Annotated in this window: 11 protein-coding genes and 1 pseudogene; 5 read left to right on the top strand and 7 right to left on the bottom strand. The window is 70.1% G+C overall.

The features are described 5' to 3' along the window. The first annotated feature begins 17 nt into the window (after positions 1-17). Positions 18-1,280: a DUF2786 domain-containing protein gene (locus C7H75_RS06860; RefSeq protein ID WP_022594604.1), complete on the top strand. Its 1,263-nt coding sequence runs from the start codon at positions 18-20 to the stop codon at positions 1,278-1,280. 91 nt (positions 1,281-1,371) lie between these two features. After that, positions 1,372-2,667 (top strand): aminodeoxychorismate synthase component I, encoded by a 1,296-nt coding sequence (locus C7H75_RS06855; RefSeq protein ID WP_022594602.1) that lies wholly within the window; start codon positions 1,372-1,374, stop codon positions 2,665-2,667. Here the strand turns inward: C7H75_RS06855 and C7H75_RS06850 are convergent. Continuing rightward, positions 2,588-5,491 (bottom strand): WD40 repeat domain-containing protein, encoded by a 2,904-nt coding sequence (locus C7H75_RS06850; protein WP_233281869.1) that lies wholly within the window; start codon positions 5,489-5,491, stop codon positions 2,588-2,590. The two genes, C7H75_RS06855 and C7H75_RS06850, sit on opposite strands and share 80 nt — an antisense overlap. A gap of 124 nt (positions 5,492-5,615) precedes the next feature. Then, positions 5,616-6,341, bottom strand: a pseudogene (locus C7H75_RS26445) (ATP-binding protein); the annotation flags it as partial. A 615-nt stretch (positions 6,342-6,956) separates the two neighbouring features. On the opposite strand from C7H75_RS26445, the gene C7H75_RS25680 reads away from it, so the two are divergent. Next, complete coding sequence (locus C7H75_RS25680) at positions 6,957-7,121, top strand: hypothetical protein (RefSeq protein ID WP_157349027.1); 165 nt, start codon at positions 6,957-6,959, stop codon at positions 7,119-7,121. Between the two features lie 49 nt (positions 7,122-7,170). On the opposite strand, the gene rsmI is transcribed toward C7H75_RS25680, so the two are convergent. Continuing rightward, a complete protein-coding gene (gene rsmI, locus C7H75_RS06845; RefSeq protein ID WP_022594589.1) occupies positions 7,171-8,001 on the bottom strand; it encodes a 16S rRNA (cytidine(1402)-2'-O)-methyltransferase in 831 nt (276 codons plus the stop codon). Between the two features lie 92 nt (positions 8,002-8,093). On the opposite strand from rsmI, the gene C7H75_RS06840 reads away from it, so the two are divergent. Together C7H75_RS06840 and C7H75_RS06835 are read left to right on the top strand one after the other, a co-directional pair. Beyond that, the gene (locus C7H75_RS06840; protein WP_044990625.1) at positions 8,094-9,584 is read left to right on the top strand and encodes a dolichyl-phosphate-mannose--protein mannosyltransferase; all 1,491 of its coding nucleotides are present in this window, start codon (positions 8,094-8,096) and stop codon (positions 9,582-9,584) included. A gap of 76 nt (positions 9,585-9,660) precedes the next feature. Further along, positions 9,661-10,704, top strand: coding sequence for a phosphatidylinositol-specific phospholipase C domain-containing protein (locus C7H75_RS06835; RefSeq protein WP_044990623.1), 1,044 nt, complete (start codon positions 9,661-9,663; stop codon positions 10,702-10,704). Positions 10,705-10,716: 12 nt separating this feature from the next. Here the strand turns inward: C7H75_RS06835 and C7H75_RS06830 are convergent, their stop codons facing one another. From C7H75_RS06830 to C7H75_RS06815, 4 genes are all read right to left on the bottom strand, one after another. Next, complete coding sequence (locus C7H75_RS06830; protein ID WP_106851130.1) at positions 10,717-12,273, bottom strand: BCCT family transporter; 1,557 nt, start codon at positions 12,271-12,273, stop codon at positions 10,717-10,719. 83 nt (positions 12,274-12,356) lie between these two features. Further along, the gene (locus C7H75_RS06825; RefSeq protein WP_106851129.1) at positions 12,357-12,785 is read right to left on the bottom strand and encodes a DoxX family protein; all 429 of its coding nucleotides are present in this window, start codon (positions 12,783-12,785) and stop codon (positions 12,357-12,359) included. A gap of 53 nt (positions 12,786-12,838) precedes the next feature. Further along, on the bottom strand, positions 12,839-13,198 hold the full coding sequence (locus C7H75_RS06820; RefSeq protein ID WP_005514780.1) for a GntR family transcriptional regulator: 360 nt from the start codon (positions 13,196-13,198) through the stop codon (positions 12,839-12,841). A gap of 39 nt (positions 13,199-13,237) precedes the next feature. Further along, positions 13,238-13,924, bottom strand: a complete 687-nt coding sequence (locus tag C7H75_RS06815; RefSeq protein ID WP_005514781.1) for an SDR family oxidoreductase — start codon at positions 13,922-13,924, stop codon at positions 13,238-13,240. Between the last annotated feature and the right edge of the window lie 49 nt (positions 13,925-13,973).

Genomic DNA, 13,973 nt, shown 5'->3' with positions numbered 1-13,973 from the left:
GATGCACACTGTCGCCCATGGGGAGCAATAGAACATACATTCGAGAAAACCCGACCGGCTCGACGTCCGAGGACTACGACGAGTTCGAGGACTTCGACGCCGGCATGTTCGACGACTTCGGGCAATTCGAGTGCCCACCACCACGGGAGCGTTCCATCACCGGCCTACTGATCGCCCTGACCGACGCCTACGAGCGCGGATGGCAGCCGGCCGACGTCATGCACGTGACCCGGCGCGCTCTCGGGGCGGACTCGACGGCGGTCACCGCCGCCACGGTGCTGTACCACTACCGGACGACGGGCGCAGCCGATCGAGCGCCGGCCGTCTGGGTCACGCAACTCGACCAGATCGCGGAGCGGGAATCCGCCGCCGCCGAGTTCGCGGCGGGTCTCCCGGCCGACTGCGACAGCAGCGCGTTCGGTGCGGCGCTGGACGCGTCCGGGTGGCATCTCGGCGAGAACGAGTCGACGGCGACGGCCCTGCTCTGGCTCGAGCTGCCCCGCGTCACCGAACTGTGTGTGCCGCCGTCGAGATGGCCGCGGATCCGCGTCGAGTCCGCGCCGGAGGCCCACGACGAAACCGCCGATCCCAAGGTCCTCAACAAGATCCGAGGACTGCTGGCCAAGGCGGAGGCCACCGAGTTCGTGGAGGAGGCGGAGACTTTCACGGCCAAGGCGCAGGAACTGATGACGCGGTACGCGATCAGCGCGGCACTGCTGCACGCGACCGTTTCAGGCTCCCCCACCGTACGCAGCCGACGCATCCACCTCGACAATCCGTACGTCAAGGAGAAGGTGCACCTGCTCACCGCCATCGGTGAAGCCAACCGGGTGCGCACGGTGTGGTTCGACAGGTTCGGCATCGCGACGGTCGTCGGCAGTCCGGTCGACCTCGACCAGGTGGATCTGCTGTTTACCTCACTGCTCGTCCAGGCCACCCGGGCGATGCAGGAGTCGTCCCCGCGTGCGAAACGCGGGGCGCGCACCACGTCGTTCCGGAAGGCGTTCCTGTTCGGGTTCGCGGTCCGGATCGGGCAGCGCCTGAAGGAAGCCGGGCACCGCGCCACGGCAGACGTCGCCGCCGAGTCGCACGTCCCCGTCGAGGACCTGCTGCCCGCACTGGCGGCACGGTCCGCGGCAGTCGACGCCGAGTTCGATCGACTGTTCCCCACGACGAGGGCAGCGCGGAGCCGATCGGTGGATGCCGGCGGCTGGTACGCGGGACAGTCGGCCGCCGACGACGCCTCGCTGGATCCGAGCAGCCGAGCGCTGCGGCCGTGACAATGCGTGGACCCCGGATCGGCTGCCCCACCGGCCGGGGTCGGCGCGGTCCGATGTCGGCGGAGAGCGAGCCACATGGAAGGCTGGACGGATGCGATCGGAGCGACTCGGAGATGGTGGCAGCGCCGCCGACGTGTTCCGCGCACTGGCTCGGCGGGCTCGCTCGCGGGAGCTGGCACCACCGGCCGGCCTGATCGGGAACTGGTTCGACGCCGCCGCCGTCATCGCACCCAGCGTTCGGGCCGCTCCGCACGACGCACGATCGGCGTTCACACTGCCGCCGCGCGGCACGGGACCGGTCCCCACCCCCGGCGACCCGATCGTCGGCGGCGGATGGATCGGCTACCGCGCCTACCCCGATCGATCCGGCATCCTGCCCGAGGCCGCGGGCGGATGGACCGATCATGTTCTGCGGCTGGACAACTCGGGTTTCTGGTGGTTCGAGAGCCTCCTCGACGAGCCGTGCCCCGAGGACCTCGTCGACGCGGTGCGCCGACCCGACGCCGTCCCCGGCCCCTGGCACATCGACTGGACCACCCCGGACCGTCACGCCCACCGCCGCGGAGTCGAGGACTGTCTCGACGCCATCGCCCGCGGCGACGTCTACCAGGCGTGCGTGTGCGCGCGCTTCCACGGCACCAGTTCGGGCCGCCCCGTCGACTTCTTCGCCGACGCAGTCGACCGAACCCGGCCCGGCCGAGCAGCTTTCGTGCAGGGCGATTGGGGCGCGGTAGCTTCCCTGTCCCCCGAACTGTTCCTGTCCCGCCGCGGCGGAACCGTCACCTCCAGCCCCATCAAGGGCACGCTTCCACTGAGCGAAGACCCTGCGCGGCTGCGTAATTCGGTGAAGGACGTCGCCGAGAACGTGATGATCGTCGACCTCGTCCGCAACGACCTGGGCCGCGTTGCCGACGCCGGGTCGGTCAGGGTGACCGACCTGTTGCGCGTGAAGCCCGCACCCGGCGTGTGGCACCTGGTCTCGACGGTGACCGCGGCCGTGTCGGACCGGGTGAGTGCCGCCGATCTGCTCGACGCCGCGTTCCCGCCCGCCTCGGTGACCGGGTGCCCCAAACACTCGGCCCGGACTCTGCTCCGCGCGTGGGAACCTGACCCCCGCGGCGTCTACTGTGGGGCCGTCGGAATGCACAGCCCGCTGGCAGGACTCGAACTCAACGTCGCGATCCGGACCGTGGAGTTCGACGCGGCCGGCCGGGTCGGGCTCGGCGTCGGCGGCGGAATCACCATCGACTCCGACCCCGACGCCGAATGGCAGGAGTGCCTGGACAAGGCGTCGAGCATCGTCACGCTCACCCAGTCCCGCACGCTCCCCGACCCGATTCCGGCATCTCGAAATGCGCCGGGCGATCCTGTGTCAGCTCCGAGGTAGACGAACAGATCCGTGCGGTGATCGGATCCTCGTCGAGGCGCCACGTCCGCAGCACACCGTCGCCGCCGCCCGCGATCACCGTGTCGGTCCGCGGCAGGAACGCGACCTGCCAACGTCCGGTGCCGATGGTGGTGAGCGGCCCGCCCACCTCCTCCGCCTCACCGGCGCCGTCGACGTTCCACAGCCGCACCGAACCGTCGTCGCTGCCGCTGACCACGTGGGTGCCGTCGCCGCCGAACGCGACGCTGTACACCGTGCCGGTGTGTCCACGCAGCGGCACCGGGCGGGGCGTGAAACCCCCGTCGTCGTCCCGATCCCACAGCACCAGCGTGTGATCGTCGCTGGCGGTCACGAGGGTGTCGCCGTCCGGACCGAACGAGACGGCATTGACGCCACCGTCGTGCCCGCCGGCACGGACCGGAAGCGATGCGGGCTTCTCCGGCGTGGACACGTCCCATGCGTAGATGTCGCCGTCGGCGCTCGACGCGACCAGGACGTCGCCGTCGGGCCCGAACGCGACGCTCCGCACCAGGTTCCCTGGACCGGTGAGACGCTCCCCCAGCCGCACCGGGTTGCGCGGATCCTGCACGTCCCACAGCGCGACGCTGAAGTCGTCGTCGCCGATCGCCAGTGTCCGGCCGTCCGGGCTGAACGCCATCTCCCACGTGAACCGCGTCGCCGTCGTGATCGGTGCCCCCAGCGCAGCCGGGTGCTCCGGATCGGCGACGTCCCACAACTGGACGTGGCCGCCCGACGTCTGGGTCGTCGCCAGCACCTTGCCGTCCGGCGACAGCTCGACCACGTTGCCGCCGCCGAGCGGTCGCGGCAACTCGATCGTGCCGGCGCGGTCCATCTCCCCGGCAGCCGACACCTTCCACAACCGCACCTGCGAGTCGTATCCGGCGGTCACCACCCGGGAGCCGTCGCTGTTGATCGACGGCAAGGTCATCGACGCGTCCGACACCGGCACCGTTCCCGCCGGCAGTGTCCACATCCGCACGATCGAATCCTGGCCACCCGTGACGATCGTCGTGCCGTCGGGCGAGAGCGCGAGCGCGGGGACACCGCCGCCGTTGCCGCTGAGCGCGGGCCGCAGTTCGTGCACCGCGCGGGTCCCCGGATCGACCGACCACAGCTTCGCGGTGCCGTCCCACGACGCACTCGCCAACGTCGACCCGTCGGCGGCGAACGCGACGGTCCAGATGCCGCCCGTATGGGCCTGCACCGGGGCGCCGACCTGACGGATGTCCGCGAGATTCGTGGCGTCGAAGACGCGGATCATGCCGTCGTCGCTACTCGCCGCGAGCGTCGTGCCGTCGGGGCTGAACGACACCGAGTGCGCGACGTCGTCGAAGCCCGTCAGATCCCGCCCCACCTGGACGGGGCGGGCGGGGTCGGCGACGTCCCACACCCGCACGGTGCGGTCGTCACTCGACGTCGCCATCACGGTGCCGCCGCGGAACGACACCGTGCGCACCGCACCGGAGTGTGCCCGCAGCGTGAATGCGGGGAACTCTCCCGAATCCGGCTTCGTGGTGTCGAACAGCGTGACCGTGCCGTCGTCGTGCGGCACCGCCAGCAACCGGCCGTCCGGGCTGAACCGGACGTTGTGCACCGCACCGGGCGCGTTCCGCTGCCCCGACATCAGTGCTCGCGGCGCGGACCGGTCACCGATGTCCCACATCCACATCGTGCCGTCGCCGCCGCCGGCCGCGAGGAGATGCCCGTCGGGGCTGAACGAGACCGACGCCATGTACTGGTCCGGTCCGGTCAGCTCCTGCCCGATCTGTACCGGAACGGAACCGTCGGCGAGATCCCACAGCCGCACGGAACGGTCGTCGCTCGCGGTCGCGAGGGTCCGTCCGTCGGCGGAGAACGCGACGCCGTACACCGGACCGGTGTGGCCGGTCAGGCTGCGCGAGATGGGCGTGGTCTCGGTGGCGACCAGGCGGGAGAACGCGTCGTCGCTGCCGGGTCGCATCCGCCACGCGGCCAACGACAACTGCGCCGACGTGGTGGGGTCGCTCTCCCGCAGTGCGTCGGCGAGGGCGACCACCTGCTGGAACTGCGCGGCGCTCCGCTCGTCCTCGGCGCGCGACTTCGCGGCCAGCGCCATCGCGCCCATCGCGACCGCGACGACGGTCGACAGCGCCAGCGCGGTCATGACGGTGCGTTTGCGCCACGTCTGCCGCCGCACCTGCCCCACCGACGCCTCCAGGAAATCCGCGGCCGCGGGGGTCAGCGACGCCGCCACCGCCTCGACAGCGCTCTCCCCCGTCGGAGTTCCGTGATCGGCTCGGGTCTGCGCGTGCTCGGTCAGCAGGTCGAGCCGACCGCGGTGGTAGAGCAGGCTGCTGTTGCGGTCCGAGTCCTCCCAGTGCACGGCGTCCGTCTCGATCTGTTGGCGCAGCGCGGAGTAGGAGCGGTCCTCCTGGATCCAGGTCCGGAGCCGCGGCCACGTGTAGATCACCGCGTCGTGGATCAGCTCGACCGCGTCGCCGTCGGCCACGAGCACCCGGGCGTTGACGAAGTGGTCCACCACGCGGCGTCCCGCTCCGGTGTCGTCGCCCTCGAGTGCCAGCAGCTGAGGGATCGTGCGACGGATCTTCACGTCGGTGCCGGTGCTGGTGACGTAGACCAGATGCACGAACATCGCCCGCGCGAGCACCCGGCCGCGTTCGTCGAGTTGCTCCCACGCACGCTCGGCGGCGGCCGCGATGGACCCCCGCACCCCGCCGGTGGCGCGGTAGTTCGCGATGGTGAGCTGTCCTCCGCGGCGCCGCTCCCACATCGTGTCGAGCAGGTGCGAGACCAGCGGCAGCACGGTGTCGCTGCTCTCGGAGGGGTTGGGCGACGCCGCGGTGAGTACGCCGAGATCGTTGAGGATGGAGGTCGACCAGGCCCGGCTCGAGCTTGAGCCCGATCATGCGGGCCGGTTTCGTGATCACCTCGACGACGTCCTCCCGCAGGAGGGGCGAGACCGTCTTGCTGCGCTGTTCGAGCGCCCGCGCGAGCACCGGATGGGTGAGCGCCTGCGGATAGAAGTCCGATCGCATCGTCGCGACGACCGACGTCGTATCGGTCGCCCCGCCGCCGACGGGTGCCGTCGCGGCCAGGTCGAGCACCGTCAGGAAGGCCGCCCGCTCGTCGGCGTCGGAGCACTGCGAGAACAGTTCCTCGATCTGGTCGACCACGATCAGCAGGTGGTGGGCGCCGAGCCGTTCCGCCGCGCGGCCCAAGGCGTCGTGGAGCTGGTCGGCGCTCGGGACGTCCTCCGTCAGCTCGGGCACTGCGGACCGCAGCGACGTCAGGGGGTGCGCACCCGGCGCGAAGACCACCGCCGCGTAAGCGCTGCGATCGCCGTCCTGGTCGAGGGCCTTCAGCTGCGGAATCAACCCGGCCTGGACCAGCGACGACTTGCCTACGCCCGAGGCGCCGGTGACGATCACGATGCCCTTGCCCTGAGCCGCCTCGACCGCGGCGACGAGTCCGTCGACGCTCTGGGTGCGCCCGAAGAACAGCCGCTCGTCCTTCTCCCGGTACGGCGCCAGGCCGCGATAGGGCCGCACCCCGGCCGGCAACGTCGCCGGCGCCGGCTCCCCGGCTGCCGCGGCCGCCGCCTTCGTCGTGGGGACGGAGCTGGCCTTGCGCCACCACGCCTCCCACTGGCGCATCGAGAAGAGTCCATCGGTGGGTGGCGGACCCTCGTGGAGCGCGCGGGCCATCCGGATGAGGACCGCCAGCACCGGGCGGACCGACTCGAACGTGGCCGGCATCCGCTTGCCCGACCGCCAGTCGCTGATGCGCTGGACCGAGGCGGGCTTCTCCCCGCCGACCGAGCGACCGAGTGTCGCGGCCTCGGCGGCGACCTTCTTCAGCGGGGGACCGCCGGCGGTCGCGAACAGCAGCCGCAGCTGGTCGGCGAACATCAACCGCGCCTCCGCGCCGGACCGTTCCGCGTCCTGCGGGGCCTCGCTGTCCGCTGTCATCGCGCTGGTCGTTCCTTCCCTGTCGCCGGCCGGGCGTTCCCCCCGGTTCGGGCCCGTTTCCGCGCTCGGCAGCCCCCGCGGATTCCGCTGCGGAATAATTCCTCACCGCCCGCGAACAGGGATGATAGCTCGTCTTGCGAACCATCCAGTTCGTCCGTTCCGCCGAATGGGGCAAAGTCGACGTCGACGCACAAAGGCCCTGCGCCAGCGGTGCTGCAACCGGTGGGGGTTGGAGAAATCCACGAGGGGTATCCCCTGCCGGGTGCAGCGTCCAACGGAGGAGGAACTCGGATGATCGCGATGGCGACCAGACTGACGGCGAAGACACCGCCGGCTGTCGGGGCAGGTCTGGTCATCGCCGCGACCGTGGGCCTGATGTTGCTGTTGGGTGCGGCCCCCGCCGATGCGGTCGCTGCCCCGGTGGGGGGTGCTCCGGTTTCGACCGGAGCACCCGCCCCGGAGTAGTCGCTCGACGGGGGTCGGCGGGAACCGCGTTCCCAGCGCTCCGAACGCGTCAGTCCCTTCGCGATGCCAGTACGGTCTCGTACAGCTCGCGCTTCGACACGCCCTCGGTGGCCACCTGCGCGCACGCGTCCTTCAATCGCGCTCCGTCCGCCACGAGCCGTTCGACCTCGGCGACGAGATCCTCCGGATCCGCTGCGACCATCTGCGCACCCTCGAGAACGACGGTGATCTCACCGCGTGCGCCGTCCACGGCCCACTCGGCGAGCTCGGCCAGTGTCCCGCGGCGCACTTCCTCGTACGTCTTCGTCAATTCCCGGCACACCGCCGCCCTACGGGTGCCTCCGAGCACATCCACCGCGTCCGCAAGACACGCGGCCAGCCGGTGCGGCGCTTCGAAGAAGACACACGCCCGCGGCTCGGTCTTCAGAGTTTCGAACCACGTCCGGCGCTGACCCTGCTTGCGGGGCGGGAATCCGTCGAAGCAGAACCGCTCCACCGGCAGCCCGGACAGAGCGAGCGCCGTGGTGACCGCCGACGGGCCGGGCAGGCACGTCACCGGTAGGTCCTTCTCGACGCACGCCGCTACCAACCGGTAGCCGGGGTCGCTCACGGACGGCATCCCGGCGTCGGTCACGAGCAGTACGGTGCGGCCCTCCTCGACGTCCGCCACGAGCACCGGCAGCCGAGCCACCTCCACCTGGTCGTAGAAGCTGACGACACGTCCGGTGATCGTGACCCCCAGGGCCGCGGCCAGTGCCTTCGTGCGCCGGGTGTCCTCGGCGGCCACGACGTCGGCGGATCCGAGGGCTGTGCGCAGGCGTTCGGAGGCGTCACCGATGTCCCCCATGGGAGTTGCGGCGAGGACGAGGCGACCAGTCATGGGTGACAGCCTACGATCGACACGTGACCCAGCTGACGGACGAGCACCCCGCGCCCTCGTCCGGCGGACCCCGGACCGTCAGCCCCGCTCCGATGGCCCCGCCACCGGACTTCGGCCCCACCGACCGCCGACGCGGCTGGATCGCGACCCTCGTGGTCACCGCGCTCGCCGCCATCACGCGGTTCGTGATGCTGAACTACCCCACCGACGCGGGCACCCCGGTCTTCGACGAGAAGCACTACGTGCCGCAGGGATGGCAGGTCCTCACCGGTGGCGGGCTCGAGGACAATCCGGGATACGGGCTGGTGGTGCATCCGCCGGTCGGCAAGCAGCTGATCGCGATGGGCGAGGCCCTCTTCGGCTACAACGCGTGGGGCTGGCGGTTCGCGTCGGCACTCGCCGGGACGATCCTCGTGCTGTTGGTGATGCGGATCGTCCGGCGGATGACCCGGTCGACGCTGATCGGCACGATCGCCGGCGTCCTGCTGATCGTCGACGGCGTCACCTTCGTCTCGTCCCGGCTCGGAATGCTGGACATCTTCCTCGCCCTGTTCACCGTCGCGGCGCTCGGTTGCCTGGTCGTCGACCGGGACCAAGTCCGCGAGCGGATGGCCCGGGTCCGGGCGGAGGGACGTATCGGCGTCACCGAGTTCGGCCCCCGGCTGGGCGTGCGGTGGTGGCGATTCGGGGCCGGGCTCATGCTCGGTCTCGCGTGCGGCACCAAGTGGTCCGGCATGTACTTCATCGCGTTCTTCGGCCTGCTGTGCGTCGGGTACGACATCGCCGCGCGCCGCGCGTACGGGGTGCGGCGGCCGTGGGTCGGCACCGCGATCCGTGACATCGTCCCGTCGCTGTACGCGCTCGTCGTGGTGCCGCTGATCGTGTACCTCGGTACGTACGGCGCGTGGTTCGCGAGCGAGACCGGCGTCGACCGGCACGCCGCCGGAAATCAGATCGGCACGGGCGGGCCGTTCTCGTTCGTACCGGAGGCCCTGCGGTCGCTGTGGTACTACAGCGCCAAGGTGCTCGAGTTCCATTCGGGCCTGACCAACTCGGCCGGCAACCACCATCCGTGGGAGTCGAAGCCGTGGACGTGGCCGATGGGTCTGCGCCCGATGCTCTACTACTTCGCCGAGGGCGAGCACGTGTCCGGCTGCGGCGGGCCCAGTTGTGTCAAGGCGGTGATGCTGGTCGGCACACCCGCGATGTGGTGGCTGGCTCTTCCGGTCCTCGGGTGGGCGCTGTGGCGCACCTTCGTCAGCCGCGACTGGCGCTACGCGACGGTTCTGACCGGCTATGCGGCCGCACTGCTGCCGTGGTTCGTGACGCTGGACCGTCAGATGTACTACTTCTACGCGGTCGCCCTGGCCCCGTTCTTCGTGATGGCGATCGCGCTCGTCCTCGGTGAGCTCCTCGGCGCCGCCAAGGCGTCGGCCGAACGGCGCGGCACGGGCCTGCTCGCGGTGTGTCTCTACGTGGGGCTGGTGATCGCGAACTTCGTGTGGCTGTGGCCGATCCTGACGGCCGTGCCGATCACGCCGGAGATGTGGCAGCAGCAACTGTGGTTGCCGAGCTGGCGCTGATCCCCCACGACGGGTGACCGCTCCTCCTCCGCGAAACGTGCCCGCGGTCGCCCTCTCCGTGGGTAGTGTGCTCCGAATGTCCAGACCGTCCGTGATCGTGACGATCGTGCTCGCCGCCCTGACCGCGCTCGTACCGGCAACCGCGCGAGCGGATTCCGGTCCGGCCGCACCACGCTTGTCCGACGTGACGTCGGTCGGGGTGCACAACACGTTCGAGAAGCACCGCTACCCGTTCCTGGCGGATGCTCTCGACGCCGGCGCGGGGCTGATCGAGCTCGACGTGTGGACCAATGCGGCCGGTCCGGATTGGCGGGTGTCGCATTCGAACCCGGTCGCGAACGACAACAACTGCGCGGGCGCGACCTCGGCCGACCGGTTGCGGACGGGCCCACGTGACCAGTTCCTGAGCGGGTGCCTCGACGACCTGCGCGCGTGGCACGACGCCGACCCCGACCACCGGCCGGTCGTGGTGAAGGTGGAGATGAAGGACGGTTTCACGCCGCCGTTCGGTCGCGGCCCGCGCGAGTTCGACGCGCTGGTCCGCAGTCGGCTGGGCGACGCGGTGTTCGGTCCGGCCGATCTCCTCGCGCACGCCGGTCCGTCCGCCGCGACGCTCGACGACGCCGTCCGTTCCGTGGGGTGGCCCGATGTCGACGACCTGCGCGGCAGGTTTCTCGTGGAACTGATTCCCGGCACCGTGCAGGAGAACAATCCTCTCGACACCTGGTGGATCGACCGCGCATATGCGACGCACCTGTCGGATCTCTCCCGTGTCGGCGCCCTGGACCTGGCGACCGCCTTCCCCGCGGTGCACCGGGCGCAGGCCGGGGACCCGCGGTTCCGGTACGACGCAGTGCTGCGGCCGTGGTTCGTGGTGTTCGACGTGGACGCGGCGGACTTCGTCGGCCGCGACATCGACACCGGGTGGTACCGCGACAACGGCTATCTGGTCGTCCTCACCGACGCGCACAAGGTGCTCCCGGCGCTCGACGCGGTCGCACCGTCGGAGGCCGACGCCCGCACTCGGGTGCTCGACCTCGCGGGCCGCTCGGCATCCGTCGTCTCCACGGACTGGACGCCGCTGCCGCGGATCCTGTCGATGGTCACCGACCGCGGCTGACGGGCCCCGGCGTCAACTCCAACGCCGCACTGCTCGCGGCGACAGTCGTCGCTCCTGGCGGCCGGCGAGGATCATCGGATCGCGGGACAGGTCCCGATACAGCGAGATGCACAGGCCGATCATGACGATCACGAACGGCGCGGCCGCGATGATCGTCATGGTCTGCAGACCGTTGAGCGCGTCGGCGCCACCGGTCCACAGGATCAGCGCCGCGATGCCACCGGTGAGCAGGCCCCAGAAGACGACGACCCAGCGCGCCGGCGCGAGAGCCCCGCGCTGCGAGAGCGTGCCCATGACCATCGAGGCGGCGTCGGCGCCGGAGACGAAGAAGATGGCGACGAGCACCATCACCAGCACGGTGGAGATACCGAACAGCGGCAGGTGCTCGAGCATCCCGAACAGTTGACTCTCGGTGGTGTCCCGCCCGGCCAGGTCGATGCCCTCACGTTGCTCGTTGATCCCCGCGCCACCGAACACCGCGAACCACAGCAGGCTCACCAGGCTCGGGATGAGGATCACACCGATCACGAACTCGCGGATGGTGCGCCCGCGGCTGATCCGGGCGAGGAACATTCCGACGAACGGCGTCCACGAGATCCACCACGCCCAGTAGAAGATCGTCCACGACGACAGCCACTCGGCGGTCTCGGGATTGCTCGACGCCGCGGTCCGCGCGGACATCGACGCGAGGTCGGCTGCGTAGTTGCCGATCGTGCTGGGAATCAGGTTGAGGATCAGCACGGTCGGCCCGAGCACGAACACGAAGACCGCGAGCGCGAGAGCGAGCACCATGTTGATGTTCGACAGCCACTGGATGCCTTTCGCGACACCGGACACCGCCGATGCGACGAATGCGAGGGTGAGTACCGCGACGACGGCGACCAGCAGGAAGGTGCCGACCTCGCCCATCCAGCCGATCACCTCCAGTCCGGAGCCGATCTGCAGCGCGCCGAGACCGAGGGAAGCCGCCGTGCCGAACATGGTCGCGAAGATCGCGAGGACGTCGATGATCCGGCCGATCGGGCCTCCGCTGCGCCGCCCGAGGAGCGGGAAGAACGCCGCACTGATCAGTTGCGGGCGGCCGCGCCGGTACGTCCCGTAGGCGATCGAGAGGCCCATCACCGCGTAGATGGACCAGGGATGCAGGCTCCAGTGGAACATCGTGGTGGCCATCGCGGTACCCACTCCGCCGTCGGTGCCGGGCGGCGGCGTGACGAAGTGGGCGAGTGGTTCGGCCACGCCGAAGAACATCAGGCCGATGCCCATGCCGGCGCTGAACATCATCGCGATCCAGCTGACGGTCGTGAACTCGGGCTTCTCGCCGTCCTTCCCGAGCGGAACCCGGCCGTACTTGCTCGCGGCGATCCACAGTGTGAAGACGACGAACGACGACGCGGCTATGACGAACAACCAGCCCATGTTGGTGACCAGCCAGTCCAGCATGTTGCCGGTGACCGATTCGAGGTTGTCGGGCGCCGCCAGTCCCCACACGACGATCGCGGCGACGGCGCTCGCGGCCACGCCGAACACCACCCGGTCGGTCCCGGACAGTTCGCGTGCGCCTGCCATTCCTCAAACGGTGCTCACTCTCGCGGCCAAAAGCAAGCACCCGGAGCCCGCCGTGGCGAGTTCCGGGTGCGTGTAGACGACGGTCAGGAGGCGGACAGCACCCGCGACCTCTTCCCGACGACGGCGTCGACGCTGAACCGGCCCGCACCGACACCCGCGATCAGCAGCGATGCGACCCCGAGCGCCAGGACCAGTTCGTAGCCGCCGTCACTGACGAAGATGCCGTTGCCGACGTGCACGATGAAGAACGCGCCGAGCATGTTCAGGAAGAGCAGGACGCCGGCTACCCGGGTGGCGAATCCGACGAGCAGGGCGATGCCGCCCACCAACTCGATCGTCGCGGCGACGATCGCGGAGACGTCGGCCAGCGGCACGTCCATGCCGGCGAAGGCGGCCTGGGTGCCGTCGATGCCCCACGTGGAGAACTTCTGCCACCCGTGCGCGATGAAGATCACGCCGAGGCCCAGCCGGGCGATGAGCAGACTGACGTCACGGAACACGGTGGAGTTCATGACCCCACCCTGACACAGATTAAGTTGAAGCGTCAACCTAAACGGCTACAGGCTCAGGCTCCCTCGAGGGCGCTCGCCACGAACGCCACGGCATCCGCGTCCGAGATTCCCAGCCGACGAACCACCCGGGCGTACTCGGTCGCGGCTTCCTGCGCCTTGGCCCGCGTGGGATCGCCGGACGCCGCCACGAAGGAGCCGAGCCGTCCACGCGTCTCGATGACCCCGAGTTGCTCGAGCTCCCGATAGGTCCGCGCGACGGTGTTCGGCGCGATGTGGAGTTGGGACGCCAGGCCCCGAACAGTCGGGATCTTGGTGCCGGCCACGAGCCGCTCGGACTTGACGAGTTCGAGTATCTGCGTGCGCAACTGCTCGAACGGCGGCGTCGACGACGCGTGGTCGATCTCGATGTCCACGACTCCCCTTCCTGCTCATCCGCCCCCTGTCGAGTGGATTCACGGTAACGCGGCGAGGGCGTCCTCAATGGAGAACGACCCCTCCGTGAGCATCAGCGTGCGCCGGACCGCACGCGGCGGACGGCCGTCCCCGTCCGACGCGAGCAACGCGGCGATGACGGCTGCGACATCGCCCCGTGGCACCGTGCCGCGTTCGAGCGGCGGCTCCGTCAACGTGACCTCGCCCGTCGGATCGTCGTCGGTGAGTCCTCCGGGCCGCAGGATCGTCCAGTCCAGGCCGTCCCGCCGCCTCAGGTCGTCCTCGGCGGCGGTCTTCGCGACGAGGTAAGCCGCGAACACCTCGTCGGTGCCGTCGGGAATCGGCTCACCGGCGCCGAAGGAGCTGACCTGGATGAACCTCCGCACCCCGGCCCGCTCGGCGGCATCGGCCATGAGGACCGCGGCGCCGCGATCGACGCTGTCCTTCCGGTCCGCGCCGCTGCCCGGTCCGGCGCCGGCCGCGAACACGACCGCGTCGGCACCACGGACGACGTCCGCCACCTCGTCGACGGTCGCGGTTTCGAGGTCGATCACCACCGGCAGCGCACCGAGCGCCCGCACCGGGCCCACGTGGTCCGGGTTTCGGATCAGTGCCACCGCGCGGTCGCCCGACGCGGTCAACTCCTTGATCAGGTGCCTGGCGATCTTGCCGTGCCCGCCGGCGATGACGATGCGTCGATCGGTCATGTCCAACACTCCTCACGCTGAGTTCGTGACTAGCTGGTCTCCATGCTCC

It is taken from the genome of Rhodococcus (subgen. Prescottella) equi (assembly GCF_003013675.1).
Taxonomy (GTDB): Bacteria; Actinomycetota; Actinomycetes; order Mycobacteriales; family Mycobacteriaceae; genus Prescottella; species Prescottella equi.
Note: the sequence above shows the minus strand (reverse complement) of the source record. Positions and strands in the feature narration are given on the sequence as shown.